Source organism: Corallococcus sp. AB011P, assembly GCF_003611605.1.
GTDB classification, from domain to species: Bacteria; Myxococcota; Myxococcia; order Myxococcales; family Myxococcaceae; genus Corallococcus; species Corallococcus coralloides.
The window spans coordinates 79828-106112 of record NZ_RAVX01000004.1 but is presented as its reverse complement, the minus strand read 5'-3'; the positions used below and the strand labels follow the sequence as shown (position 1 = coordinate 106112).

The following is a 26285-nucleotide window of genomic DNA, read 5'->3' as shown; positions in this document are numbered from 1 at the left end:
CCGGACACCCCAGGGCCGCGCGCAGCGCTTTACACGGCGCGTGCGCGGGCATCAACCAGGGGACGGACGCAGGTGGGGGAGGGCCGGAAGCGACCCTCTGCCCGCCAGCCCACCGCTTGGGGGCCTACCGCTTGGGACCGAAGCGGGGGCTGCTCACCATGCCGGTGAGCCGGCCGCCGCGCCAACCCGGGTTGTCCCGGTCCTGCGGCAGCATGTTCACCGCGAGCGCCAGGGGGCCCAGCCGCTGCTGGAAGGCCTGCTCGAACTTCAGCCGCACGTCGAGCCCCAGCTCGCTGTACTCCAGCCGGCGGCCCAGCTTCAGCGTGCCGGTGCCGGAGCCCTCCAGGTCCTCGCTCTTGAGGTTCAGGTCCCTCACCGTGCCCATGCCCTTGTCGAACTGGAGGTCGCCCTTCAGCTCGCCCAGCGCCACGCGCGGCAGCTCCATGGGCATGGCGGGGCCGCCGCCCATGGGGATGGCCGCCTTGCCGCCCTTGATGGTGAGCCCCTGGGTGTCCAGCGCCACCGTGCCGGACGCCTGGGACCAGTCCACCGGCTGCCCGCGAATCATGGTCCCCGGCGCCGTGAGCGCGAGCTTCGCGTTGAGGGTGCCCTCCATGTCCACGCCCGTGTACTTCGGCAGGTTGCCGCCGCCGGCCTGCACGCCGTCCACGTCCACGTTCAGCGACGTGGCGCTCAGGCCGCCCACGTGGATGTTCACCGTGCCGCCCATGCCCTTCATCTTCACCACCACGCCGGGCGGGAAGAGGGACGGGCGCAGGGCCACGCTGTCGAAGATGAGCGCATCGCCCAGCTCGTCCGGACCCAGCCCGCCGGACTCACCCCGGGCGAGCGCCGCGACGGACTCCGAGCCCAGCGGCGTGGGCGGCTTGCTCAGCCGCACGTTGGTGGCGGTGACGCCGGACAGGCCGGGACGCAGGCTGTCCATGCGCACCGCCAGCCCGTGGGCCGCGGCCTCCGTCACCAGCCGCGAGCGGACCGCGTCGTACGGGAAGGTGATGAGCAGGCAGAGGATGAACGCCACCACCGCGAAGGCGGTGTAGCCCAGGACGAGCTTCCAGCGGGCGGTCTTGGATTCAGTGGCCATGGGCTATTGCTTCATCCGGTAGGTGGCGACGGTCGTCCACGCCGTCAGGGTGTCCGTGGCGGGCCGGGGCTCCACGCGCAGGTACTTCACCTTCACGATGCCCGGGCCCGTCTCCACCGTGCGCAGGAAGTCCGTCAGCTTGCGCAGGTCCACGTCCGTGAAGGTCAGCTCCACGGAGCTTTCGATGATCTTCCCGTCCCCCACGCCCACGTCGCCCTTGGGCGTCATGTTGGGGACGGTGAGGCCCGCGGCGGTGGCCTTGTCTTCGATGTACGTGATCAGCCGCACGTTGCTCTGGGTGAGCTGCTGCTCCACGTTCTGCCGGTCCGCCTGCGCCTGACCGTAGCTGGTCGCCAGCGCCTGCACCTCCTGCAGCTTCGCCAGCTTGTCCTGCGTGCGCCGGCGGTAGCCCTGCGCGCTGTTGGCGAAGCTGAAGAGGGTGACGAAGAGCACGAACACCAGCACCGCGGAGCTGGCCAGCGCCACGAGCTTGCGCTCGCGGTCGGAGAGCCGCTCGAACCAGGTCTGGAGGGGCGCGAAGAGTTCTCGAAGCTTTCCCATGTCAGGTCTCTCCCGCCGGCTTCTCGCCGGGGCACTGCACCTGCACGTCCAGGCGGAAGGTCACCTTCTGCCCGTCGCGTGTCTTCTCCACCTTGCCCTCCTTCACGTCCTTGAAGCAGCGGTGGCCCTTCAAGGCGGCGGAGAGCGTGTCGATCTGCTTGGAGCTGTCCGTCTCTCCCTGGAGCATGATGCGGTCCAGGTCCACCTGGATGCGGTCGAACTTCACCGGCAGCTCCGGCGGGACGCGCTGGGTGACCTCCGCCAGCAGGTTCACCGCGGACATCGCGGGCAGCGCCGCGGCGGGGCTCTCCACGCCCTTGAGCATGTTGAGCGCGCGGTCGTAGTTCGTCTCGCAGGTGCCCAGGATGCGCTGGGTCGTCTTGCAGAGCACCGCGTCCACCTCCGCCTCGCGCCGCGACAGCACCGTGTTGCGCACGACGCCGAAGGCGATGAGCAGCAACAGCAGCGTCACCGCGAAGGAGGCCAGGAGGCCCAGCCGGTCCTTCACGTAGTCGTAGCCGCCCTTGAAGGAGAACTCACCGCGGCGCAGGTTGAAGCGCGGCGCCTTCACCCCGGCTGCGTTGCCGCGCATGGCCAGCGCGTACGCCTGCGCCGCGGACGCCGTCTCCTGGGGGCCAATCTTCTCCGCCGCGTCCACGGGGAGCGCCAGCACGCGCACCGGCAGGTTCAGGTCCTTGGACAGCTGCTCGGCCAGGCCCGGCATCCGCGCGGTGCCGCCGCACAGCACCACCGCGGAGACCTGCCGGCGGGCGCGCGCGGCGAAGGCCTTGAAGGACGGGCGCAATTCGCGCAGCACCGGCTGCAGGCCGCGGATGAAGGCGTTCGCGGCGCGCTCGGCGTCCGGCCCCTGCGCGGCGCTGGCCATGGCGCCGTGCGCTTCCTTCCACGCGTGGGCCTCCGGCAGCGTCGTCTGGAACTCCGTGGCCAGGGCGCGCGTCAGGTCCCGCCCGCCGCCCGCGAAGGTGCGCGCGAACTCCACGCCCTTGCCCGGCTGGCCAATGGCCACCGCCGTGCGCTCGTGGCCGATGTCCACCACAGCCACCGGGCCGCCTTCGCTCATGTCGTCGAAGAGCCCGGGCAGCTGGGTGAAGAGGTTCTGGTACGCGAGCGCCGGGTGGGTGATGACGCGCGGATCCACCTGGAGTCCGCCCAGCAGCGCCAGCAGCGACTGGAGCTCCTCCTTCTTCACCACGCCCACCAGCAGGTCCGCGGCCTTCTCCTTGCCGCCGGTGTCCTTCTGGCCGACCACCTGGTAGTCGTAGACGACCTCCGAGATGTCGAACGGCAGCTGGCTGCCCACTTCGAAGGGCAGCGTCGCCTCCACGCGCTTGCTGTCGGAGAAGGGCAGGCTCACCGCGTGCGTGGTGAGGGACGGGCCGGGCAGGGCGATGACGACCTGGTCCACGTGCCCCTGCGGCATCTTCCCGAGCAGCTCCTCCACCGCGGCGCGCAGTGTCTCCGCGCGCTCGCCTTCCTGCGCGCGGCGCACTTCCGCGTAGGCCTGGGTGGTGTTGCTTTTCGTCCCGGAGGTGAGGACCACCCCCTTCACGGAGTGGCTGCCCAGGTCCAGGCCAAGAATGCGGGCCATGCTATTCCTCTCTGTAATACACGAGCTTGCCCAGCCCGTCGTCCAGGCGGATGACGGCGGTGAGCGTCTTCTGGACGCTGCCCGCCTCTCCCACGGACTTGATGGTGAAAGTCTTGCTCTTGTCGCCCAGGTAGCGGTTCTGCTGGACGTTGCCCTTGATGAGCGGATTGACCGCGATGCCGGCCTGCTCGATGACGCCCACGAAGTCCGACACCGACATGCCGAAGAAGCTGAACATGCGCGCGGCGCGGATGCGGCTGATGAGCTCGTTGAGGAACACGGGGTCCGTCAGGCGCGGGTCCGGCCGGTTGGGGTCCGCGGCGGACATGATGGCCAGCCCCAGCATGATGGGGTCGTCGGTGTTGACGTTCGGCTTGGAGTTGATGTCCGGGTACACCGTGAGCCGGTCTCGGAAGGCCGCCATGAAGCGGTCGTTGACGCCATGCACGCGGTACAGCTCGTCCAGGCTGTCGAAGCGCGCGTTCTTGACGTCATAGCGCGGTTCGTAGCGGCTGTACGGGGAACCCTCGTCCGCGAAGCCCGAGACGAAGGGGTTGGTCGGGTCCTTTTCGTTGAGCGTGGACTGGGTGGTGTCCTCGTCCGACCAGTCCTTCAGCGCGAGGATGGTGTCCCTGGGCGTGGAGCGCACCTTGTTGGCGTCGTCCTGCTGCCAGAGGAACTCGAAGCGCTTGTCCGCGAACATGTCCAGCATGCGCGCGGCGGTGGCCTGCGACTCCGCGCCGCCGGTGTTCAGGCGCATGACGTTGAGCTTCTCCTCCTCGTCGCTGATGGTCGCGAGGAAGCAGCCCTCGAAGCCGCCGAAAGACCTGCGCTGCATCTGCGCCGCCAGCTGCGTGGCCGCGCCCGCGTTCTCCCCGTCCTCGCCGTCCATCTGGAAGTTGGGGTCCACCGCCACGGGCTCCGTCTCCACGGGGCGGCCGTCCTCGCCTTGCGCGCCGTCGCTCTTCACCAGGCCCTTGAGCATGTGGCAGTCCACCCGCGCCAGCTTCCAGAGCTGGAGGTTGAGCGACTGCGGCTGGAATGCGTTCGCGCCGTTCGCGCCAGGGGTGCCGCCGCCCGTGAGGCCGCCCAGCGCGCCCAGGATGCTCGCGGGGTTGGGGATGGGCGTCTGGTCCACCTGCTTCTGGAAGCGAAGCAAGAGCCGCCCCAGCGACAGTCCGGAGCGGGCCATGTAGTAGGCGCGCACTTCGTCGCGCTGGTTGGCGGCGAGCTGCAGGTCCACGCGGCTGTTGTAGGCGAACTCCGTGGCCACCACCGTGAGCAGCGTGATGGACACGAGCGCGATGATGAGCGCCACGCCGCGCGAGCGCCGGTGCTTGCGCTCCGCGGGCGAGCGCTGCCGCGCCGGAGCCTGGGGAACGGCCGTCCGCGCCTTGCCGCGCCGGCGGGACGCCTGCTGGAGGTAGGGGAAGGCCATCAGTTGAACCTCGGCAGGGTGGTATTGAGCACGATGCGCGCCTGCGTGGTGTAGCGCGCCTCCTTGCCCGCCTCATCCAGGGCGATGACGGTGATGCGCACGCGCGTGGGCAGGAGGTCCTTCTTCTCCGTGCGCCGCGTGTCCCATTCGTCGTCCCACTCCTTCTTGTCGGAATCCCAGTAGGCGAACTCCACGCCCTTGACGCCCTCGAAGAGCACGTCCGTGGTGCCGCCCCGGTCCATGCGGTCCCCCACGTTGGGGTTCACCCGCCGCTTCAGGTCCTGCCGCTGCCGGGCGCCGCGCTCGGAGGAGTTCTCCACGAAGTACTCCACCACCGCCTGGTCGGACTCCTTCACGTCCGTGTACAGGCGCTGGTGCGCGAACGTCGTGAAGGTCAGCTTCTCGCGCTCGCCAATGAAGTTGGTGGGCCGGTCGTTCTGGTCGCGGAAGCGGCGCAGATCATAGCGGTCGCTCACGAACGCGGAGCCCACCTCACGCGCCATGCGGTTGAGCGACACGCGCACCATGCGGTAGCGCTCCGCCTCGCCCTCCACGACCTCCTTGGCGTTGATGCCCGTCTGGAAGGCCATGGCGACGACCGTGCCCATAAGCGCGGTGATGCCCACCGCCACCATGACCTCCATGAGGGTGAAGCCTCGCATGCGCCGCTTCATCGGATGGTCCCTCCGCCGCGAGGCATGCCCGGCAGGCCGCGTCCACCGAAGATGCCGCCCGGCCCGCGCGGGTTGATGCCGGTGTTGCCATTGCCGCCGCCCTGCTGGCCGCCCATGTTCCTGTTGAGCTGATCCAACTGGGCCGCCCGGTTGACCAGCGGCTCGCGCGTGTTCGGGTCCAGCATCTGCCCGTTGGGACCGGGGATGGGGTTGTCCACCACCTGGCCCGTGCGCGGGTTCACCCACTGGTTCTCCGCGCCCGCCGTGCTGCCCGCGTTGGGCGTGAAGCCGCCGTTGCGGTCGCCGCCGGGCCCCAGGGACACCACATGCGTCACCACGTCCACGCTCTCCACCTGGGTGCCTTCCTTCCAGTACACGGTGAGGTGCACCTCGCGGACGGACTTGGTGAGCTGGTCCACCATCTGCGTGAACATGGGCTGCGCCATGCTCATGGCGGACGCGCCCAGGGGGCTGGCGCTGGTGGTGCCGCCGGGGGGCGTGCCGCCCTTGCCGTCGCCGCCGCCGCCGCCAAAGAGGCTGGCCAGGCCGCCCAGCGGGTCGCCGGAGTCGCCGCCGCCCATGGGCAGGTTGAAGATGGCGCCGATGAGCTGATCCGGCGTCACGCCGTCCGTCTTGGGCGCGATGATGCGGGCGCGCCACTTGAACTGGGGCCAGCCCTCGTCGGAGAAGTCGCCGGACTGCTCGTCGTCGTCCTGTTCGAAGCCGTCGTCGTAGAGCTTCTGCTCCAGGTCCGTCATCTTCGAGCGGGACAGCAGCGCCGCCACGGTGAGCCGCTTGGTGTAGACGTGGTTCGCCACCGCGCCGGAGTTGAGGTCGAAGATGGCCATCAGCGCGACGCTGAGGATGGCCATGGCCACCATCGTCTCCAGCAGGGTGAAGCCCCCGCGCCTGCGCGTTGGGGTCGTCATGAGCGGGGCACCTCCAGGGCCTCGGATGCGATGAACACCTTGCCCGTCAGGGGTGACACGTCCAGCGTCCAGGCGTTGTCACCCTGGCGCAGGAAGACCATGGCCTTCTCCGTGTAGCCCTGCGGGAAGAAGTAGAGATAGGCCACGCCGCTCTCCACCGGCTCGCGCTGCTGCCGCGTCCACACCGACACCGCCACGCCCGCCGGGAGCTGCTTGGGGGAGATCTCCTCCGCGGTGTACGCGGAGAAGGTGGACTGGGACTCGATGCGGTTCTTCTCCTCGTCCATCAGCTCCTGCGCGGACGGCTGCGAGCCTTCCGAGCGCGTGTAGTTCTTGCGCGTATCCCCACCGTTGTTGCCTTCCTTGCGGGCGCGCTCGCGGTCGCGCGCTTCGTCGCGGAGCGCCGAGTCCCGGTCGCGCGAGGTGGTGACGCCGCCCGCGGCGCATTCGGCGTGGTAGCGCGTGGCCTCTTCACGCTTCGGGTCGGGGATTTCGAACACCAGCCGGCACGTCCTGCCGCTGAGCGCCGCCGAGTCGTAGAGCGAGCGGATGACACCCGCGAGCTCCGTGGCGCTGCCCTTCGCCTTCGCGCCGGTGATGGCGCCAATGCCAATGGTCACCGCGGCGAACATCACCGCCGCGATGGCCAGCGCGATGGAGATTTCAATCAGCGTGAGGCCGCGCGGGGCGCGACGGCGGCGGGCGGGAGCAGGGGACATGGCCGGCTTCAAGGCTGCACCTCCTGTGCCACGATGCCGCCGCTGAAGAGGTCCGCGGCGTCGCCAGTACCACCGGGCTTGCCGTCGGAGCCCAGCGACAGCACGGCGCCCGACTTGCCCTCCATGCGGTAGACGTAGGGGTGGCCCCACGGGTCGAGCGGCGTCGAGTCCAGCACCTTCGACTCGATGAGCGGCGTGAAGCCCTGCTGCTGCGAGGGGAAGAAGCCCATCAGCCGGTGGTAGGCCTTGAAGTAGCCCTCCAGGCGGCGGATCTGCTCGCGCGCCTGGCGCTGCGTGGGGGTGAGGCTGTTGTCCTCGGTGGCCCACACCAGCGCGAACGCGAGCAGGGTGGCGCCGGCGAAGACACCCAGCAGCAGCAGGCGGCCCAGGCGCGGCGAGCGGGCGCGGGCCTGCTCGCTGGAAACAGCTCGCGCCTCGCGCGCGGACGTCGGAGAGGAAGTGTGCTCGGGGGTCATCACGGGCATTCCTACGACAACACGCGGGAGGCGCGGCTTTGCTTCAGGAAACGCCCGTTACTGCCGGGCGTTCTGGTCCTTGGAGGAGATGTCGGCGTCGGAGCCCTCGCCGCCCGGGTTGCCGTCGGCGCCGTAGCTGGTGATGACCGGCTTGCCGCCCTCGTTCATGTACACGTACTCGCGGCCCCAGGGGTCCAGCGGCATGCGCTCCAGGTTGTTGGTGTCCACCAGCGCCTTGAGGCCCGTCGCGGTGTCCGGGTAGGAGCCCTTCTTCGTGTAGTAGAGCTTCATCGCGCTCTGGATGTTGCGGATGTCCAGCTTCGCGGTGTCCTGCTTCGCCTCTTCCAGCTTCGGGATGACGGCCACGCCCACCGCCGCCGCGATGAGCCCGAGGATGGTGATGACCACCATGATCTCGATGAGGGTCATGCCGCGGTTCTTGCGGCGCTGCTGCTTCTTCGCGTTCGTCGTCGTCATGTCGTCCTCACCTTCGGGTGACTTTCTGGCAAGCCACCGCGCAATGGGTGTGTCGGGATGTCAGAGGCGTTGATTCAGGGCGTGCCCGCGCTGGGGGCGGCGGGCGGGTCGCGGTGGGCGTAGAGGGTGGCCCCCACCGTCGCCAGCGTGGCGGCCAGGGCCAGGAGCCCCGTCAGCGTGGCGCGCTGGATCCACCGGTCGAGCGTGTCGTTCATCGCGAGGCTCCCTCCACCTAATGGATGGCCGTGTTCACCTGCAGAATCGGCATCAGGATGGAGAGGGCGACGAATGCAATCATCACGCCCATCACCACGATGAGCATGGGCTCCAGGAGGCTGGTGAGCGCGCCGATGCGCACGTTCACCTGCGTCTCATAGGAGTCCGCCACCGACAGGAGCATGTCCTCCAGCTGCCCTGATTTCTCACCGATGGCGACCATGTGGTACACGAGCGGCGGGAACTGGCCGGAGCGCTTGAGGGGCGTGGCGATGCTTTCGCCCTCGCGGATGGACTCGCGGGCGTTCTCCACCGCGTCCGCCAGCACCGAGTTCGTCATCACCGCCTTGACGATGTCCAGCGCGGCCAGCATGGGCACGCCGCTCTTGAGCAGCGTGGACAGCGTGCGCGCGAAGCGGGAGATGGCCAGCAGGCGCACGAGGCTGCCGAAGATGGGCGCCTTGAGCGTGAAGCGGTCCCACTTGGGCTTGCCCTTGGGGCTCTTCGTCCAGCGCATGAAGAAGATGAAGCCCGCCACCATGGAAGGAATCACCAGGAACCACCACGCCTGCATGAAGTTGGACGCGGCGATGAGGATGCGCGTGTTCAGGGGCAGGGTGGCCTTCATCGTCTCGAAGATCTTCGTGACCTTCGGGACGACGAACACCATCAGCAGCACGAGGATGCCGCCGCCCACCAGCATCATGATGGCGGGGTAGAGCATGGTGCCGATGATCTTCTGCTGCAGCTTGGCCTGGTTCTCCGTGAAGTCCGCCAGGCGCAGCAGCACGGTGTCCAGCGCGCCGGAGGCTTCACCCGCGCGCACCATGTTGATGTAGATGCTGGGGAAGATCTTCGGGTGCTGGCTGAACGCGTCCGCCAGGGAGGACCCTTCGTTCACGCGCTGCTTGATGTCGGAGAGGGCGCGCTTGAGGCGCTCCTTCTCCGCCTGGTCCACCAGCGCGTTGAGCGAGTCCACGATGGTGACGCCCGCGCCCAGCAGGGTCGCGAGCTGGCGGGTGAGGATGGCGACGTCCTCGGTGCTGACCCGGCCGCCGGCCAGCTTGCGCAGGTCCACGTCGCGCGCCACGAGCGAAGCGTTGGCGCCCTTGGACACGCCCGCGCGGCTTCCCTCCGCCTGCCCGAGCACGTCGGTCAGGAAGATGCCGTCGGCGCGCAGCTTGGAGCGCAGCGTCTTGGGCGAGTCCGCCTCCAGCAAGCCCTTCTTCTGCTTGCCGTGGGAATCGAGGCCTCTGTATTCGAAGACGGGCATGGCGGACTAGATGTCCTCCTGCGTGATGCTCAGCACTTCGGCGATGGTCGTCTCGCCCAGGGCGATCTTCCGCACGCCGTCGTCCAGCAGCGTCGTCATGCCCTTGGCCAGGGCGGACTTCTTGATGGTGGACGCGTCCACGTTCTTGAGCACCAGCTGGCGCACGTCGTCGTCCACGAAGAGGAACTCGTAGATGCCGGAGCGGCCGCGGTAGCCGTTGCGGTTGCAGGACGGGCAACCCGTCGCGCGGTAGATGCGGTCCGTGTTGAACTTCGCCTTGAAGCTGGCGAGCGTGAAGCCCAGCTCCTTCAGCTCCGCGTCCGTGGGCGTGTAGGCCTGCCGGCAGTCCGGGCACACCCGGCGCACGAGGCGCTGGGCGAGGATGCCGGTGAGCGACGACGCCACGAGGAAGGGCTGCACGCCCATGTCCACGAGTCGCGTCACGGCGCCGGCCGCGTCGTTGGTGTGCACCGTGGAGAGCACCAGGTGGCCCGTGAGGGACGCCTGGATGGCGATCTCCGCCGTCTCCTTGTCGCGGATCTCACCGACCATGATGACGTCGGGGTCCTGGCGGAGGAAGGAGCGCAGGCCCTGCGCGAACGTGAGGCCAATCTTCGGGGCGATGGCCATCTGGCCAATGCCCTTGAGCTGGTACTCGACCGGGTCCTCGACGGTGAGGATGTTGAGGTCCGACGTGTTGATCTTGGAGAGCGCGCCGTAGAGCGTCGTCGTCTTGCCGGAGCCCGTGGGGCCCGTCACCAGGACGATGCCGTGCGAGCGCTTGATGACGGACTCCATGTTGCCCAGCACCTGCGGGCTCATGCCGATCTCCGCCAGGTCCAAGAGCGTCGCCGTCTTGTCGAGCAGACGCATGACGATGCGCTCGCCGAAGGACGTGGGCGTGGTGGACAGACGGATGTCGATGTCGCGGCCCGCGAGCTTGATGCGGATGCGGCCGTCCTGCGGCAGGCGCTTCTCCGCGATGTTGAGCTGCCCCATCACCTTCACGCGCGCGATGATGGAGTTCTGGTAGCGCTTGGGAGGCTTGATGACCTCCTGGAGCACACCGTCGATGCGGAAGCGCACCAGGAGCTCGCGCTCCATGGGCTCGATGTGGATATCGCTCGCGCGCTCCTTGGCGGCGCGGAAGAGCACGGAGTTCACCAGCCGGATGACGGGCGCTTCATCGTCCGCGTCCAGCAGGTCCTTGGGCTCCTCCAGCTCGTGGGCCAGCGAGTCCAGGTCCTCCGTGGTCTCCATCTCATCCACGAGCGCTTCGGCCTCGTTGACGGAGCGGTCGTACACGCTGTTGATGGCGTCCACGATGGTGGAGGCGAGCGCGATGCGCGGCTGGATGCCCTGACCCAGCAGCAGGCGCGCGTGATCCAGCGCCGTCGTGTCCAGCGGATCCGCCACCGCGAGCACCACCTCATCGCCCTCCTGGGAGATCGGGAGCAGCTGCGTCTGGCGGGCGAAGTTGATGGGGATGCGCTTGACGAGCTCCGCGTCCACCTCTTCCACGAAGATGCGCTGGAGGTAGGGCAGGTCCAGCTGGTGGCCCAGGGCGCGAGCGACGTCCTCTTCGCTGACCGCCTTCATGCCCACCAGGACTTCACCCAGGCGTCCGCCCTTCTCCTGCTGGGTGGCGAGCGCCTCTTGAATCTTCTCCGGGGTGAGGGCGGGCACGAGCGCACGGAGGATCTCCCCGATGGGCCGGCCACAGAGGTACGCGAGTCCGTGGCCCACGACCTGGGTGGCGTCGTTGCGGCCGCCGGACACGTCGGGCGTCGCGGTGGAGCCTTGAGAGGTGGTGGTGTCGGCGGTCAGGTCCATGGCTGTTACTCCCCGTCTCCCGGCTGGATGCGCAGCCGCTCGGCGTCCGCGTCCGGGCTGGGCGCGATCACCTCGGGCTGTGGCGCGGGGACTGATCTCTCCGAACCCTCCGGAGGCGCCTCTAAATTTCGCGGCGCCTGTCCGCCCTCGGCACCTTCCTGCGGAGCAGGCGCTTCCCCGCCCGGCCGTGCGGGGGACGGGGAGGGCGTGCCGCCGGGGGCCGGGGAGCCGGCCGGACGGATGACGCGCTCATTGGCCGTGCCGCTGCCGCCGTTCTCCACCCGCTTCTCTTCCTTGATGACGGCCTGGTTCATGCGCGACAGGGGGCCGGGCTTGCGGCTGAAGTCCACCGCGACGTCGTAGCCGGGGACCTGGCCGTAGAACTGCTCCACGAACTGCTGCCGCTCCTTCATCTTGCGCTCGAAGATGCGACGGAAGTCCTCCTGGCCACGGATGATGTAGGGCGTGAGGAAGAGCAGCAGGTTCGTCTTCGTCTTGCGGCGCGTGGTGTCGCGGAACAGGTGGCCCAAGAGGGGGATGTCACCCAGCACCGGCACCTTGGAGACGGACTCCAGCGTGCGGTCCTGCATGATGCCGCCAATCACCACCGTCTCCATGTCCTTGGCGATGACCGTCGTCTTCGCGCTGCGCTTGGACGTCGTGGGGCCCAGGACGGGGTCCGAGGAGGCGATCTCCTCCGTCTGCTCGGTGATGACGAGGCGGATGAAGTCGCTCTCGTTGATCTGCGGCTTGACGGTGAGCTTGAGCTCCACGTTCTGGCGGGTGATGGGCGCGTACAGCGAGCCCAGGCCGCCCAGCGAACCCAGCAGCGAGGCCTGCACGCCGTTGGCGCCAGTGCCGGTGCCGCCGAGCGAGCTGCCCAGCGCGGACGGGGTGAAGCCGGACTGGAAGGGCACGTTCTGGCCCACCGTGATTTCGGCCTCCTCGTTGTCGCTGGTGAGCAGGTGCGGCGTGGACAGCACGTTCACGTCGGACGACTGCTGCATGGCGTTGAGCACCACTCCGAAGGCCGGGATGTCGATGCCCAGGTTCTTGAGCTCCGGCAGGACGGGGCCCTGGATGCCGGCGAGGAAGCCGCCCATGCTGGCCAGGTTCGCCAGGGAGAAGGACGGGGGCACGCCGCCGCCGGAGTAGTTGGTGCCGAGGATGCCGGGGATGGCGCCGTCATCCGTCTTGAGGCTGAAGCCCTGGTGGAAGTTGATGCCGAACTCGCTGTTGCGGTCCAGGTTCACTTCCATGATCACCGCCTCCACGAACACCTGGCGGCGCGGCTGATCCAGCTGCTGGATGATCTGGACGATGTTCTTGTAGTCACCCTGGCTGGCGACGATGACCAGCGAGTTGGTGCCCTTGTCCGCCGAAATCTTCACCTCGCCGCTGAACAGCTCCGCGGCCTGGGCGGGCGCGCGCGGCAGGCCCTGCGGCTGCTGCGGGATGGGGCCGCGCTGGGGGCGGTTGGCGGTGCCCTGCGCGAGCGACTGGAGCGTGCTGGCCAGCTCCTCCGAGTTGGCGTTCTCCAGCGGGTAGACGTTGATCTTGTTGCCGCTGCCAGACGGGATGTCCACCTCGCGCACCAGGTCCTGGATGCGGCCGAAGGCGGCGGGGCTGGCCACGATGATGAGCTTGTTGGTGCGCTCGTCCGGGATGATCTGCGACAGCGTGACAACGCCGCCCGACTCCGTGCCGCCGGCGACGCCTTCCGTGCCCGGAGGAGGCTGGCCGGGGGCGCCCTGCGTGAAGTTGCCGGGGCGCTGACCCGCGCGGCCGCCCGCGCCGGCCTTGGCTTCAAAGAGCTTCTGGATGGTGTTGGCCACGTCCTGCGCGGTGGCGTACTGCACCTGGATGATGCGCATCTCGTCGCTGGAGGAGCGGCTGTCCAGCTGGTTGATGAGGCGCTCCAGGCGGTGGATGTTGGAGCCCACGTCGTTGACGATGATGGTGTCCGGCGGGTACGGGATGGTGTCGCCGTCCTTGGACACGAGCTGCTGGAGGACGCCGCGCAGCGGCTCCACCTCCACGTACTTGATCTTGAACAGCTTGGTGACCATCTGCTCGTTCGTCGTGTACGGGGTGTCCTCGTCCACGATGGTCGGGATGGGGTTCTGCTTCGCCGAGCGCTTGTCGACGATCTTCAGGAAGCGGCCGTACGGGTAGACGGCCAGCCCGTTCGCGTCGAGCGCGGCGAGGAACGCGGAGTAGAACGAGTCCGCGTCCACCTCCACGCGGCCGTTCTCCGGGCCGATGATGGAGATCTTCCCGCGCACGTTCTCCGGGAGGATGAACGTGCGGCAGGTGGCGTCCGACACGGTCTGGACGAGCTTCTCGATGTCCACCTTGTCGAAGTAGATGCCGTAGCGCGCGTTGCGCCGGGCCTGCTCGCACGTGGGTGTCTGGCGGGGGCCCTGGTTCTCGGCGGGCGCGGCGCTGCCTTCGCCCTGCGGGGTGATGGTTCGGCCACGGTCACGGTCCCCCGGGGTCGCGGGAGCGGGGGCCGGGGTGCCGGGCTGTGTAGGACGGCGCTGGGCCCACGCGGGAACGGAGAGCGCGAGGCACAGGCAGAGCATCCAGGACGGGAGCGTCGTCTTCATGGAGGAGCGGGCGCTTTGACGGGGGTGTTTAACGGACGTTGTAGGATTTGCGGATCGGCGCGCCGTTGCGCTCGATCTCGATCTCGATACGGGAGGAGTCCTTCAGCTTCGAGTAGATCTCCAGCGCCTTCTCGGGGCTGTTCATGTCGAAGCCGTTGATGCGGCGGATGACGTCACCGTTCTGGACGCCGATCTTCGAATAGATGCTGTCCGGGCGGATGGAGAACAGCTTGAAGCCCACCGCCTGGCCGTCCTTGAAGGCCGGCACGATGCGCGCCTGCATCGCCACGTCGTTGAGGTTGCTCAACGTCTTGTCGATTTCGGCCTTGGGGACTTCGTACTCGTTCTCACCGGTGGACTTGATGCCGTTGCCCAGGTTGTTGGTCGGGGTGGCGGTGGGCGCCACGGGGGGCGGGGTGTAGGCGGCGACGGCGCCGTCACCGGGCTGCCCGTCGATGAACTCGCGGCGGCCGTTGTTGTTGATGATCACGCGCTCGCGTTCGATCTCCATGACGGCGGCGCCCATCAGGCTGTTGCCGATCATGTACGTCTGCGAACGCTGCGTGTTCATGTCCTGGATGGACGCGAAGGACCAGTCCGGGTTGGCCGCGACGAGCGTGCCCAACAGCTTCACGCGCAGGCCGCTCTTGGCCGGCGGGGCGTTGGCGTCGAACTCCGGCGACGTGGGCGGCTCCCTCACCGCGACCTCTTCCGCGGGCAGCTTCACACCGGTGAGGCGCGACAGACGCTCCGCGTCGATGGTGGCCAGGCCGCTGTCCGCGGCGTGGGTGCGCTGCGCGACGCGGGCGGGAGCCTCGGACGCGGGCGCGGGGGAGATGGAGGATTCGACGAACAGGTTCACCGTGCGCGCCGCCAACAGGGCGACGAGCAGGATGAACAACAGGTTCACGCTCCAGAAGTACTTGCGAAAGAAGAGTTCCATCACGCTTCCGGGAGAAAGCCAGCCCCAGATGGGACCTTGAGCAAGGCAGGTGCCATCGCTGGGCGGGCGTCAAACCCACGACTTACGGCCAAGTCCTTGAAATTATTTCGGAATAGGACGGGGCCCCGGCCAGGGGGGCGGCCGGGACAGGACGTCGGGACAAATTGTCAAAAGCGGGCGGGGGCCGGTGTGACGGCCTGTCAGTCCGCGCTGGTGGGGGGGGAGGGGGGGGCTGGAGGCGAGTCCGGGCCGCCCTGCTCGCGTTCGAGCTTGCGGTAGATGGTGCGCGCGGCGATGCCCAGCAGGCGGGCGGCGAGCGTCTTGTCCCCGCGGGTGTGGCGCAGGGTCTCGTGGATGACGCGCCTTTCAATCTCCTCCATGGGCGTCCCGATGGGGATGACCAGCTGTCCGGCGGAGCCCAGGGGCCCCTTGCGCACGGACTCTGGCAGGTCGCTGGCCTCCAGCACGTCCGTGCGGGCCAGCACCACGGCGCGCTCCACGGCGTGCTCCAGCTCCCGCACGTTGCCGGGCCACGCGTAGTTCTCCAGCACGCCCAGGGCGTCCGGGGAGAAGCCGCGCAGCACCTTGCCGTTCTTCGCGGAGAAGCGGCGCAGGAACGCCTCCGCCAGCAGCGGGATGTCCTCGCGGCGCGACGCGAGCGCGGGCACGCGGATCTCCACCACGTGCAGGCGGTAGTAGAGGTCCTCGCGGAAGCGGCCCTCCGCGACCTCCTTCTGCAGGTCCTTGTTGGTGGCGGCGACCAGCCGCACGTCCACCTTCACCGTCTGCGTGCCGCCCAGGCGCTCCAGCTCTCCCTCCTGGAGCACACGCAGGAGCTTCACCTGCGCGGAGAGGGGCATCTCGCCCACCTCGTCCAGGAAGAGGGTGCCGCCGTTGGCGCGCTCGAAGCGGCCCTCGCGGCGGGTGACGGCGCCGGTGTACGCGCCGCGCTCCACGCCGAAGAGCTCCGCCTCCAGGATGCTCTCCGGGATGGCGCCGCAGTTGACGGCGATGAAGGACTGCTTCGCCCGGGCGGAGTGCTCATGCAGCGCACGCGCGGCCAGCTCCTTGCCGGTGCCGGATTCGCCCAGCAAGAGCACCGTGGCGGTGGAGGGCGCCGCCTGGCGGATGGTGTCCAGCATGGCGCGGAAGGCGGGGGACTGGCCCACCATGGCGCGCCCGCCCGCGGGGTTGATCTCCGCGAGCTTCGCCTTGAGGGAGGTGTTCTCCTGGACGAGCGCCTGCTTCTCCAGCGCCTTCTGCACGGCCTTCACCAGGGCGTGGCGCTTGAGGGGCTTGGTGATGAAGTCGTAGGCGCCGTCCTTCATGGCGGCCACGGCCGTCTCCACCGTGCCGTAGGCGGTCATCAGCACCACCTCCACGTCCGGGCGGATGGCGCGGCTGGCCTTGAGCAGCTCCTGGCCGTCCATGCCGGGCATCATCAGGTCGGTGACCATGACGCTGACTTCGGGGCGCCGGAGCAACTCCAGCGCCTCCGTGCCCTGCGCGGCGGACAACGTGGCGAAGCCTTCCCGCTGGAAGATGCGGGCGACCGAATCGAGGTTGGCGCGGTCGTCGTCGACGACCAGGACCGTGGGAGATGTCATGGGAGTGCGGGCCTCTCTCAACACGGCCCTGCAATCCCCATTCCCTTCAGACCTGCTCTTCGTCCGGCTCCAGGGGCCCGCCGCCCATGCGGCCAATGTCCTCGCGGCGCACCTTGTCCACGTTGAAGCGCAGGGCGCTGGCCAGCATGCGGCGCACGGTGGTGTCGAAGGTGGGAGGCGGGCCGTCCTTGCGGAAGCGCAGGAAGTTGAGCCGGGCGACGACGAAGTTCTTGAGGTAGGGGCTCTGGAGGCCGCGCTCCTTGAGGGCGTTGACGACGGAGACCACCGCGTCGTCCAGCTCCAGCAGCAGCTCCGCCTGGGCGTCGCGCACGGCCAGGGCCTGGGGCAGCGGCACCTCCTGGAATCCGTCCACCACCTTGACGAAGGGGTGGTAGGCGCCCGCGGAGAAGCGGGGGCGCTTCTCGTAGGCGGCACCCAGGGTGAGGAAGGAGGGCTCCTCGAAGAGGTGGGAGAAGGCGGACTCCTTGCCCGGGCGGTTCGCGCCGACCAGGCCCCGCGCCATGCGGATGACCTCCAGCGAGCGCTCCTTCAGGTTGTGGGCCTTCTCCGTGTTGAGGGCGAGGATTTGGTAGGCCACGTCCTCGTCCGGCAGGAGCAGCGCGACGATGGCCTTCGCGCCCAGCAGCTTGCTGGCGTTGAGGCGGTGGTTGCCGTTGGGCGTCCAGTAGCGGCCCTCCACGCGCACCGCGATGACGGGGTCCAGGAAGCGGTCCAGGCGCTCCATGGCGGTGGCGAGCCGCTTGACGTGGGGCTCGGACAGGTCGCGCTGGTAGGGCGTGGGCTCCACCTTGTCGATGGGGAGCACGGCGAAGACGACGGGGTGTCCGCCCAGCGGGTCGCGGTAGACGGACAGCACCTGGCCGCCGTCCTCGCGTACGGCCTGGAGGAGGGCGTCGGGGAAGGCCACGGCCTCGCTCGCCACCTCCGCCGCGCTCAGCCCCCGCGACTTCGGTTCGGCCTTCTTGCGGCGCGGCTTGCGCGGCGTGGCCGACTTCGACTTCGCGGGGGCGGACTTGCGGGCGGACTTCGCGGCCATGCGGACGTCACCTCGTGCCGGTGGAAATGAGGTCCGCGAGCGTAGGCGACCGGGCCGGGCTGGCTACGCGCCCGACACGGTGAGCTGTCGGAAGCGGACAGTGGGTGCGCCCACGCTGCCGCCCCGGAACTGGAGGTCGCTGCCCACCGCGTCCACGTCCTTCAACATCTGGATGAGGTGGCCCGCGACCGTCACCTCCTGCACCGGGTGGGTCAGCTCACCGTTCTCGATCCAAAGGCCGTTGGCCCCGCAGGACATGTCCCCGGACACCGGATCCGCGCCGTGGCCCAGCAGGGCGGTGACGTAGAGGCCCTGGGGCACTTCGCGGATCAGCTCCTCCGGCGTCTTCGTGCCCTTCTCCAGGTAGAGGTTGGTGGTGCCGATGCCCGGCAGCGCGCTGTAGCCGCGCGACGCGTTGCCCGTGGTGCGCGCCTTCGCCTTGCGCGCGGTGAAGGCGTCGTAGAGGAAGCCGGACAGCACGCCCTGATCCAGGATGGGCGTGCGGCGGGTGGGGACGCCCTCGCCATCGAATGGCGCGGTGGCCAGGCCCCGGGGGAGGAGGCCGTCATCCACCAGCGTGACGTGCTTGCCCGCGAGCCGCTTGCCCAGGTGGGGCGCGAGCACGCTGGATTGCTGGTACACGGCGTTTCCGTTGGCGGCCTGGGACAGGTTGCCCACGAAGCTCGCGGCCACCAGCGGGTCGAACACCACCGGCACCTGCTGCGTCTTCACCGGCTTCGCGCCCAGCATGCGCACGGCGCGCTTCGTGGCCTCGCGGCCGATGGACTCAGGCGACTCCAGGTCGTCCAGGAAGCGCTTGTAGTCCAGCCAGTAGCCCGTCTGGAGCTGGCCACCCTGCGACGCCACCGGCACCGCGACCAGGTACACGTACGTGCCGGAGTAGCCGCCGGAAGTGCCCTCGCTGGACGCGAGGTACACCTCCGCCACGAAGTCGCCCGCGGACACGGAGTCGAAGGTGACGACGCGCGTGTCCTGCGCCCGGCCCGCGCGCTCCGCCTCCAGCGCGGCGTTGATCTTCCAGTCCCCAGGCAGGTTCGCGACCTTGGGGTCGAAGAGGATGCCGGTGTCGCCGCGCTTGCCCAGGTCCTTCGCGCCGGGCAGGCCGTTGAGCTTGTTGGGCGCGGCGGCCTCCGCCAGTTGCACGGCCAGGTCCACCACGCGCTCCAGGCCCGCGGGCGTGAAGTCGGACGTGTACGCGAAGCCCAGCCGGTCCTTCACGATGACCCGGATGCCCAGGCCCTTGCTGGTGGCCTCCGTGAGGTCTTCAATCTGACCTTCGCGGACGCGCACGCTGCTCTGGCGGCCCACCTCCAGGTACGCCTCCGCCTGCTTCGCGCCCTTCTTCACGGCGCGCTGAACGACCTTCTTCGCGAGCTGTTCGTAGTTCACGGTTGTCCTCAGCCGACCTTCGTTCCGCCCACGGTGACGTTGTCGATGCGCACGGTGGGCAGGCCCACCCCCACGGGCATCATCTGCCCGTCCTTCACGCAGACGCCCATGCCGGGGTCCGGCATCGGGTCGCAGCCCACGCGGGTGATGTTCTTCAGCGCCTCCGGCCCCACGCCAATCAGGATGGCGTTCTTCACCGGGCGGCCCAGCTTGCCGTCTTCAATCTGGTAGGCCTCGCTGACCTCGAAGACGAAGTTGCCGTTGCTGATGTCCACCTGGCCTCCGCCGAAGGTGGCGCAGTACAGCCCGCGCTTCACCTCCTTGAGGATGTCCTCCGGCGCGTGGTCTCCGGGCGCCAGGAAGGTGTTCGTCATGCGCGGCAGGGGAAGGCTCTTGAACGACTCCCGCCGGCCGCTGCCCGTGGAGCGCTGGTTCATCAGCTTCGCGTTGAGCTGATCATAGAGGTAGCCCTTGAGGACGCCGTTCTCGATGAGGACCTTGCGCTCGCCGGGCACGCCCTCGTCGTCGATGTTGATGGAGCCGCGCGCGCTGGACACCGTGCCGTCGTCGATGACCGTCACCAGCTCCGAGGCCACCTTCTCCCCCAGCTTGCCCGCGAACAGCGACGTGCCCTTGCGGATGAAGTCCGCCTCCAGCCCGTGGCCCACCGCTTCGTGCAGGAGGATGCCGCTCCAGCCCGGCGCCAGCACCACCGTCTGCGGGCCGGCCACGCAGTCCACCGCGCCCAGCGTGGCGATGGCCTGACGCGCGGCCTCCTCCGCCACGGACTCCGGCGTCACGCCGTCCCAGTAGCTGAAGGACACCCGGCCGCCGCTGCCGTACATGCCGGTGCGCCGCTCGCCGTTCTTCCCCAGCGCCACCACGTGCACGCTCATTCGGGACTGGTCCTGCGTGTCCTCGCTGAAGCGGCCGGTGGTGTTGGCCACGGCGATGCGCCTGGTCTGATCCACGTAGGACGCGTTCACCTGCTGGATGCGCGAGTCGAAGGCGCGGGCCGCCGTATCCGCGCGGGTGAGCAGCGCCGTCTTGCGCGCCACCGCCACGTCCTCCAGCGGCTGACCCACGCGGTAGTGGCTGGGCACCGGCACGCGCTTGACGGGGTAGGCGCGCTCGGAGCCGCCGCCCTGGGCAATCATCGCCGCGGTGCGCGCGGCGCGGACGAGCGCGGCCTCGTCCCAGTCGTCGGAGTAGGCGTAGCCCACCTTGGCCCCGGTGATGACCCGCACGCCCACGCCCTGCACCAGGCCCACCTGCGCGCTGCGGATGCGCTGCTCCTCCAGCACCACGGCGGTCGTGGACGTGCGCTCCACGTACACCTCCGCGAAGTCCGCGCCCCGGCCCATGGCTTCCGCCAGCAGACGTTCCAGCAGACCGGGGGGCAGGAGCGGGGAGGCGGCCGGCTGCCGCGCCGCCGGGGGGGCGAGCTGGGCGGGACGGGCGCGCCGGGAGGACGCGAGGGCTCGGGGCATGGAAGGGCTCGTGGCTCTTGAGGAAGCGGGAATAGAGGAAACCTACATCGGAGACGGGACGCCGTGCGGGCCAACGAACCGGATCGAGCCCGTCTTCCCTGAAAGGAACGCTGGGAGCGCATTCCCACCGTGCGGTGGGCGCTCTAAGATGTTCGCCGCTTCAACCTGGACCCATCCATGCCTCCTCGCCGTCCATCACCGTCATCGCGTTCGGGTACCGGCCGTTCGGCCGGGGGCGCGACGGCGGACCGCCGACCCAAAGCCCCCGCGGGGGGCGGCTCCCGCCGCGTCTCCGCCGTGCCGGATGAAGACTGGTCCGCGCCGCTCTCCGGCGAGGACAGCCAGGACGGGGGAGACCCGGAGCTGTACGGCGACGCGGAGCCCGTTCGCTCGCGCACGGGCGAGACGCGGGTGGCCTCCATTGGCGACGTGCGTCCGGAAGTGGAGGAGCCCGCCGAGGAGGATGAGGACAACTCCGAGACGACGCGCGCCGGCCCCCCGGTGCTGATGCTGGTGCTGGACGGCCCGGACAAGGGGCGCAAGAAGCGCTTCAAGGGCGTGCGCATGGTGGTGGGGCGCAGCAAGGACTGCGACTTCGCCCTGGGCGACCAGACGGTGTCCCGGCGTCACCTGGAGCTCGTCTACGGCGAGAGCGGCGTGGTGATGCGCGACCTGGGCGGCATCTCCGGCACCCAGGTGAACGACCAGAAGGTCGACGAGTGCATCCTGAAGCACGGGGACGAAATCTCCGTGGGCAAGACGCGCCTGCGCTTCGTGGACGAGGGCGAGCTCATCAAGGAGATGCGCGCCAAGGCCGAGTCCGGCGAGTCGGACGAGAAGAAGGAGGAGAAGAGGGAGAAGAAGGACCCGCGCCTGGATGAGAAGACCAACGCGAACTACAAGCTCGCGGACCTGATGCGCGACGAGAAGGCGCGCAAGACGGGCGTGCCCCGTCCGCGTCCGGTGCGCTCGACGGCGCGCGAGGGCTTCAAGATCACCTTCAAGATGAAGGTGGGCGCGGCGGTGGGTGGCCTGGTGCTCCTGATGCTGATCGCGGGCCTGGCCATGTCCGGTGGGAACAAGCCGCCGCCCAAGCCGGTGGTGGACCCCAGCCAGGCGCGCGCCCAGGAGCTGATGCAGCGAGCGCGCGACAAGGTGCGCGACGGCGACTACCCGGACGCGGTGCGCTTCGCCCAGGAGGCGGAGAAGCTGCGCGTGGGCATCGACGTGGACGGCGTGGCCAAGGCGGCCCAGCAGCTCCAGGACATCATGGACGCCTTCCAGGCGACCCGGGACCTGATGGCGGAGAACCGCTACCCGGACGCGCGCGCGAAGCTGACCAGCACGCCGCAGGGCACGGCGCGCACGGACGAAGTGCGCAAGAAGCTGGAGGAGGAGCTGGACGTCAAGGAGCAGGCGTACACGCTGAGCCTGGTCGAGGCGGCGCTGAAGGAGCGCCGGCCGGACGACGCGCGCACCCTCATCGCGGAGCTGCCGCAGGGCACGCGCTCGCTCTACGAGGAGAAGCTGGCGGACCTGGAGAACCAGTTGGCCAAGGAGGCGCAGCAGGCCGTGCGGCAGGCCGGCATCCGGCAGGCGGTGGCCGCGGAGAACGCCAAGCAGCGCCGCGCGGAGTTCGTGGCGGAGGCCTTCCAGGACGTGGAGCGCCGCTTCAACGGCGGGGACTTCCAGCGCGCGTCGCTGGAGGTGGACCGGGTGATGGACAAGTACCGCAACGAGGCGGACATCCAGGCCCGCGCGCGCAACCTGAAGAAGCTCATCCCCCAGTTCCGCTCCGCCTTCGAGGAGGGCCAGAAGAAGTACGAGAACAACGCGCTGGAGGCCTCCGTGAAGCCGCTGCGCCGCGCGGTGGAGGTGTACCGGCAGATTGGCTTCGCGGGCTCGCTGGGCGACACGCTGGACAACGAGCTGGCCTCCGCGTCGGTGGCGGCGGGGCAGGCGGCCTTCAAGCGCAAGGAGTACCCGCTGGCGGGCCGCAGCTTCCGCGAGGCGCTGCGCCTCAACCCGGGTGACTCGCGCGCCCGCGACGGCCTGGACGAGCTGCAGAAGAAGGTGGAGGAGCTGTACCTGTCGGCGTACATCTCGCGCGACCGCGACCCCGCCCTGGCGACGGAGCAGTTCAAGATCGTCATCGAGGCGTCCGCGGACGGCGCGGACGTGAAGCGCAAGGCGGAGATGGCGCTGAGCGACCTGCAGAAGGCCGGCGGTTCGTAGCGCTTTGGCTGGAGCCAGGGGGCCGCCGCCCGTGGAATGGGGGTGGGCGGCCTCTTTCATGTATCCCTGTCACACCTGTCGTCGTGCGCGGTCTGGAGACACCGGATGAACGAGTCGTCGTTGCGTGAGCTGGGCATGGACCTGTTCGAGGAGCGCCAGTTCGAGCGCGCCCTCGCCGTCTTCGCGGAGGCCGTTCGCCGCGTGCCCGCGGACCACCGCTCGCGCATGCTGGCGTCCCGGTGCCTGGCGGAGCTGGGTGAGCGCGAGCGCGCCGTCACCGCGTACCACGCGTGCGCGGAGGGGCTCCTGCGCCGCGACTACCTCTTGAGCGCCATGGCCGCGTGCAAGCTGGCCCTGGAGCTGTCGCCGAACGAGCGCCGCCTGAAGGATACGCTCTACCGCGTGCACTCGCGCGCCGCGCGCAGCGCCCCGGGCCGCGCCGCCGTGCCGCCGCCCCTGCCGCCGGAGCACCTGTACGACGGCAAGGTGGACACGGACCTGATGGGCCTCGTTGGTGAGGAGCTGTCCAACCGCGCGATTGAAGTGCTGGCCGCTCCGGACACCGGCGGCACCGCGGATCCGCAGAGCCGTCCGCCCCTGCCGCTGTTCGCGGACCTGGACCGGGACGCGTTCTTCGACCTGGTGGGGCGCATGGTGTGGCGCACCATCAAGCCGGAGGAGGTCATCAGCCGCGAGGGTGAGCCGGATGATCACCTGCACGTGATCGTCGCCGGCAAGGCGGAGGTGACACGCAGGACGGACGGCGAGGACCGCACGCTGGGCTTCCTGGGCGGCGGCTCCATCTTCGGGGAGCTGGCGCTGCTCACGGGCGCGCCGCCCACCGCGTCGGTGACGGCGGTGTCGGACTCGGAGGTTTTCGAAATCCGCCGCGAGCACCTCAACGCGGTGGCGAAGAGCCACCCGGCGGTGCCGCAGCTGCTGGCGGACTTCGCGCAGCAGCGCATGATGCGCAACCTGATGGCGAACTCGCCCCTGTTCCAGCAGCTGCCGGAGTCGGAGCGGGGCGCGTTCTTCCAGCGCTTCACCTTCCGCGCGCTGCAGCCCGGCGAGAGGGTCCTGGTGGAGGGCGAGTACTCCCAGGGCCTCTTCCTGGTGCTGGCCGGCGAGCTGACGGTGCAGAAGGAGGACCCGGCGGGCGGCATGGTGACGCTGGGCGTGCTGCGCGAGGGCGACGTGGCGGGAGAGATTTCACTCCTCACGGGCCTGCGGGCCACGGCCACGGTGTCCGTGACACGCAAGACGGCGGCGGGGTGGCTCAAGCGCGAGGCCTTCCAGGAGCTGGTGACGACCTTCCCCAACATCCGCACGTACCTGGAGCAGCTGTCCGACCGCCGCCTGAAGCAGATTGGCGAAGCGCTGCGCCCGCTCGAAATCATCGACGCGGACGACATGATGCTGGAGCCGGAGACCGGGGCCGCCTGAGATGGTGCTGACTCGAACCCGGGTGTTGAGCGGCATGGCGGCGGTGGTCGCCGCGGCGCTCGTGCTGTTCTTCTGGCCGCGTGAGGAGCCGGGCGTGAAGGACGCCGTCACCCGGCGCATCATCGCGATGACGCGCTCGGCGGAGGACAAGGACGTGGGCGAGGTGATGGAGGGCGTGTCCGAGCGCTTCAAGACGACGGAAGGCTGGAGCAAGAAGGACGTGCGCGGCATCCTGACCGCGCAGGTGCTGCGCGGTCAGTGGGTCCGCATCTTCACCACCGACATCGACGTGCACGAGGTGTCACCCACGCAGGGTGACTTCCAGGCGCGCTTCATCTTCGGCCGCTCACAGGCGGACAAGCTGGAGGACCTGGCCCGGGACAGCGTCCTCAACGCCTACTCCATCGAGGGCACCTTCGAGAAGGAGGACGATGGCGAGTGGCGCGTGGTGAAGGCGAAGCAGCGCCGGTTGGATCCCTCGGAGCTGTTCTAGCGCGTCACCGCGGCGGGGTCGTTGAAGAGCGGCCCCGCCTCCGTGAGCCACGCCTTGGCCATGGCGGCCTGGCCGCTGGTCTCCAGGCGCTGCTTGATGTCGTTGGCGCGCGTGGCCAGCTGCTCCACGGGCGCGCCCTGGGCGCGGGCGCGCACGAGTGAGAAGTAGTGCTGCTGGCACCCGGCTGCGAACTCGCCCTGGGCGAAGAGCAGCTCACCCAGCGCCGCGTACGCCTCCGGCATGCTGCCCGCGCCCGTCTCCGGGGCCACGGCGGTGAGCAGCGCCTTCGCGCCGTCGAAGTCCTTGCGCGCGAGCAGCAGCGCGCCCTTGGCGTACTGCGCCCGCGCCAGTCCCACGCCGCGCGCCGCGAGCGCCTTGTCGTAGGCCGCGAGCGCGTCGTCCTGACGGCCGGCCGCCTCCATCACGCCGCCGCGCGCGAGCCAGTACCGGTCGTCCCGGTCCAACGCGGGCAGCTCCTTGCCGTCCGCCGTCCGCGTCTTCACCTCGCGGAAGGTCTTCTCGTAGGTGTCCAGCATGGCCAGCGCGCCCTCGCCGTCGCCCTGGGCCTGGAGCAGCCGCGCGCCCTCCAGCGTCAAGAGCGGCGCGGTGGGCCGCTTCGCCGCCGCCGCCTCGAAGGCCTGGCGGGCCTCCGGGGCGCGCTTCACCGCGAGCGCACGGCCGCGGGTGAAGAGGGCGTAGTGGTCCTCCGGCCAGGCCTTGAGCGCCGCGTCCACGTGGGTGAGCGCCTCGTCCGGGGCGCCCTTCACCAGGGAGACCTCCGCCTGGACCACCGCCACGCGGGCCTGGAGCGCGGGCGTCAGCTCCTTGCCGCGCGAGCGCACCTCCTCCAGCAACTCCGTCACGCCGTCCGGAGGCCGCCCCGCGTACAGCTGCGCCAGGGCGGACGTCACCCGCGACAGCAGGTGATCCGGGTTCGCGGTGGTGGCGCGCGAGAAGGCCTCCACCGCCTGGGGGAACATCCCCTCGTCGAGCAGCGCTTCACCGTAGGCCCCGGAGAAGCGTGGATCCTTCCAGGCCCCTTCCGCCGCGCGCGCGAAGGCCTGGCGGGCCTCCGAGAGGCGCCCCTCCTTCTGCAGCAGCCGCGCCTGGGCCAGCGTCAGCCGGGGGCTGTTGGCGCCCTGGGACTTGAGCTCCTCCAGCAGCTTGTGCGCCTCCTCCGTCTGTCCCGCGCCCACGAGCAGCAGCGCCCGGGCGCCGTAGCGCTCACCGGAGCGCGAGCCCAGCGCCTCCGCGCGCTCCAACTGCTCGCGCGCCTTCGCGTCCGCGCCGGGCTGGTGGTGGGTGAGCCACAGCTCCGCCTGGAGGTCCGCGGCCAGCGCCCGCGCGTCGCGCGAGTCCGGCGCGAGCGCGAAGAGGGCCTCCAGGTTCTGCTGCGCCATGGCCAGGTCGCTGGGGTTGCCCTTCAACACCGCGGAGCGCGCCGTGCGCAGGTGGGCGTCCACTTCCTGGCGTACCTGTCCCTGGTGCACGTACCAGGCGACCCCCGCCGCCAGCAGCACGGCGACGACGCCAATCTGGGCCAGGGCGCTGCCGAGTCCCTCGCGACGCTTCCAGTCACCGCGGCCCGACGTTTCCATGGGGGTGGCCTCACGCGCAAAGATTGAAGATTTTCAGACAGTTATGCGAAGTAGGACGGGCATGGACAGATAGGTCCGGCCCCCTGGGGT

At 69.6% G+C, this 26285-nt stretch carries 22 protein-coding genes; 3 read left to right on the top strand and 19 right to left on the bottom strand.

Going from position 1 to position 26285, the window contains the following annotated elements; all coding sequences use genetic code 11:
• Positions 1-124: 124 nt before the first annotated feature.
• The 18 genes from gspN to D7X30_RS13670 form a co-directional block, all read right to left on the bottom strand.
• Positions 125-1105, bottom strand: coding sequence for a type II secretion system protein GspN (gspN, locus tag D7X30_RS13750; protein ID WP_120563377.1), 981 nt, complete (start codon positions 1103-1105; stop codon positions 125-127).
• A gap of 3 nt (positions 1106-1108) precedes the next feature.
• Positions 1109-1666, bottom strand: a complete 558-nt coding sequence (gspM, locus tag D7X30_RS13745; RefSeq protein ID WP_120563376.1) for a type II secretion system protein GspM — start codon at positions 1664-1666, stop codon at positions 1109-1111.
• Between the two features lies 1 nt (position 1667).
• Positions 1668-3275: a pilus assembly protein PilM gene (gene pilM / locus D7X30_RS13740; protein ID WP_120563375.1), complete on the bottom strand. Its 1608-nt coding sequence runs from the start codon at positions 3273-3275 to the stop codon at positions 1668-1670.
• Between the two features lies 1 nt (position 3276).
• Positions 3277-4713, bottom strand: coding sequence for a type II secretion system protein GspK (locus D7X30_RS13735; RefSeq protein WP_120563374.1), 1437 nt, complete (start codon positions 4711-4713; stop codon positions 3277-3279).
• Complete coding sequence (locus D7X30_RS13730; RefSeq protein WP_120563373.1) at positions 4713-5387, bottom strand: type II secretion system protein GspJ; 675 nt, start codon at positions 5385-5387, stop codon at positions 4713-4715. Before D7X30_RS13730 ends, D7X30_RS13735 begins: the two co-directional genes overlap by 1 nt.
• A complete protein-coding gene (locus D7X30_RS13725; protein WP_120563372.1) occupies positions 5384-6316 on the bottom strand; it encodes a prepilin-type N-terminal cleavage/methylation domain-containing protein in 933 nt (310 codons plus the stop codon). The genes D7X30_RS13730 and D7X30_RS13725 overlap by 4 nt, the downstream gene beginning before the upstream one ends.
• Complete coding sequence (locus D7X30_RS13720) at positions 6313-7035, bottom strand: Tfp pilus assembly protein FimT/FimU (RefSeq protein ID WP_120563371.1); 723 nt, start codon at positions 7033-7035, stop codon at positions 6313-6315. The genes D7X30_RS13725 and D7X30_RS13720 overlap by 4 nt, the downstream gene beginning before the upstream one ends.
• Before the next feature lie 8 nt (positions 7036-7043).
• Positions 7044-7511 carry a type II secretion system protein GspG gene (locus D7X30_RS13715; protein ID WP_120563370.1) on the bottom strand — a complete coding sequence of 156 codons (468 nt, stop codon included), beginning with the start codon at positions 7509-7511 and terminating at the stop codon, positions 7044-7046.
• A gap of 57 nt (positions 7512-7568) precedes the next feature.
• Positions 7569-7988 carry a type II secretion system major pseudopilin GspG gene (gene gspG / locus D7X30_RS13710; RefSeq protein ID WP_014398369.1) on the bottom strand — a complete coding sequence of 140 codons (420 nt, stop codon included), beginning with the start codon at positions 7986-7988 and terminating at the stop codon, positions 7569-7571.
• Positions 7989-8062: 74 nt separating this feature from the next.
• Complete coding sequence (locus D7X30_RS42300) at positions 8063-8203, bottom strand: hypothetical protein (protein WP_164933318.1); 141 nt, start codon at positions 8201-8203, stop codon at positions 8063-8065.
• Between the two features lie 17 nt (positions 8204-8220).
• On the bottom strand, positions 8221-9477 hold the full coding sequence (gene gspF, locus D7X30_RS13705) for a type II secretion system inner membrane protein GspF (RefSeq protein WP_120525673.1): 1257 nt from the start codon (positions 9475-9477) through the stop codon (positions 8221-8223).
• 6 nt (positions 9478-9483) lie between these two features.
• The gene (gene gspE, locus D7X30_RS13700) at positions 9484-11310 is read right to left on the bottom strand and encodes a type II secretion system ATPase GspE (protein ID WP_120563369.1); all 1827 of its coding nucleotides are present in this window, start codon (positions 11308-11310) and stop codon (positions 9484-9486) included.
• A gap of 5 nt (positions 11311-11315) precedes the next feature.
• Positions 11316-13919: a type II secretion system secretin GspD gene (gene gspD / locus D7X30_RS13695; RefSeq protein ID WP_120563368.1), complete on the bottom strand. Its 2604-nt coding sequence runs from the start codon at positions 13917-13919 to the stop codon at positions 11316-11318.
• Between the two features lie 28 nt (positions 13920-13947).
• Positions 13948-14862: a type II secretion system protein GspC gene (gspC, locus tag D7X30_RS13690; RefSeq protein WP_199724279.1), complete on the bottom strand. Its 915-nt coding sequence runs from the start codon at positions 14860-14862 to the stop codon at positions 13948-13950.
• 200 nt (positions 14863-15062) lie between these two features.
• Positions 15063-16469, bottom strand: coding sequence for a sigma-54 dependent transcriptional regulator (locus D7X30_RS13685; protein WP_120563366.1), 1407 nt, complete (start codon positions 16467-16469; stop codon positions 15063-15065).
• Between the two features lie 46 nt (positions 16470-16515).
• Positions 16516-17526 (bottom strand): ParB N-terminal domain-containing protein, encoded by a 1011-nt coding sequence (locus tag D7X30_RS13680; RefSeq protein WP_120563365.1) that lies wholly within the window; start codon positions 17524-17526, stop codon positions 16516-16518.
• Between the two features lie 63 nt (positions 17527-17589).
• Positions 17590-18936 carry a TldD/PmbA family protein gene (locus D7X30_RS13675; protein ID WP_120563364.1) on the bottom strand — a complete coding sequence of 449 codons (1347 nt, stop codon included), beginning with the start codon at positions 18934-18936 and terminating at the stop codon, positions 17590-17592.
• A gap of 8 nt (positions 18937-18944) precedes the next feature.
• Positions 18945-20426, bottom strand: coding sequence for a TldD/PmbA family protein (locus D7X30_RS13670; RefSeq protein WP_120563363.1), 1482 nt, complete (start codon positions 20424-20426; stop codon positions 18945-18947).
• 297 nt (positions 20427-20723) lie between these two features.
• Between D7X30_RS13670 and D7X30_RS13665 the strand changes: the two genes are divergently transcribed.
• The 3 genes from D7X30_RS13665 to D7X30_RS13655 all read left to right on the top strand — a co-directional run bounded on the left by D7X30_RS13665 (position 20724) and on the right by D7X30_RS13655 (position 24597).
• Positions 20724-22661: an FHA domain-containing protein gene (locus D7X30_RS13665; RefSeq protein ID WP_233591551.1), complete on the top strand. Its 1938-nt coding sequence runs from the start codon at positions 20724-20726 to the stop codon at positions 22659-22661.
• Between the two features lie 105 nt (positions 22662-22766).
• Positions 22767-24104 carry a cyclic nucleotide-binding domain-containing protein gene (locus D7X30_RS13660; protein WP_120563361.1) on the top strand — a complete coding sequence of 446 codons (1338 nt, stop codon included), beginning with the start codon at positions 22767-22769 and terminating at the stop codon, positions 24102-24104.
• Position 24105: 1 nt separating this feature from the next.
• The gene (locus D7X30_RS13655) at positions 24106-24597 is read left to right on the top strand and encodes a hypothetical protein (protein WP_120563360.1); all 492 of its coding nucleotides are present in this window, start codon (positions 24106-24108) and stop codon (positions 24595-24597) included.
• Here the strand turns inward: D7X30_RS13655 and D7X30_RS13650 are convergent.
• Complete coding sequence (locus D7X30_RS13650) at positions 24594-26195, bottom strand: tetratricopeptide repeat protein (RefSeq protein WP_120563359.1); 1602 nt, start codon at positions 26193-26195, stop codon at positions 24594-24596. The genes D7X30_RS13655 and D7X30_RS13650 overlap by 4 nt on opposite strands.
• Positions 26196-26285: the final 90 nt, after the last annotated feature.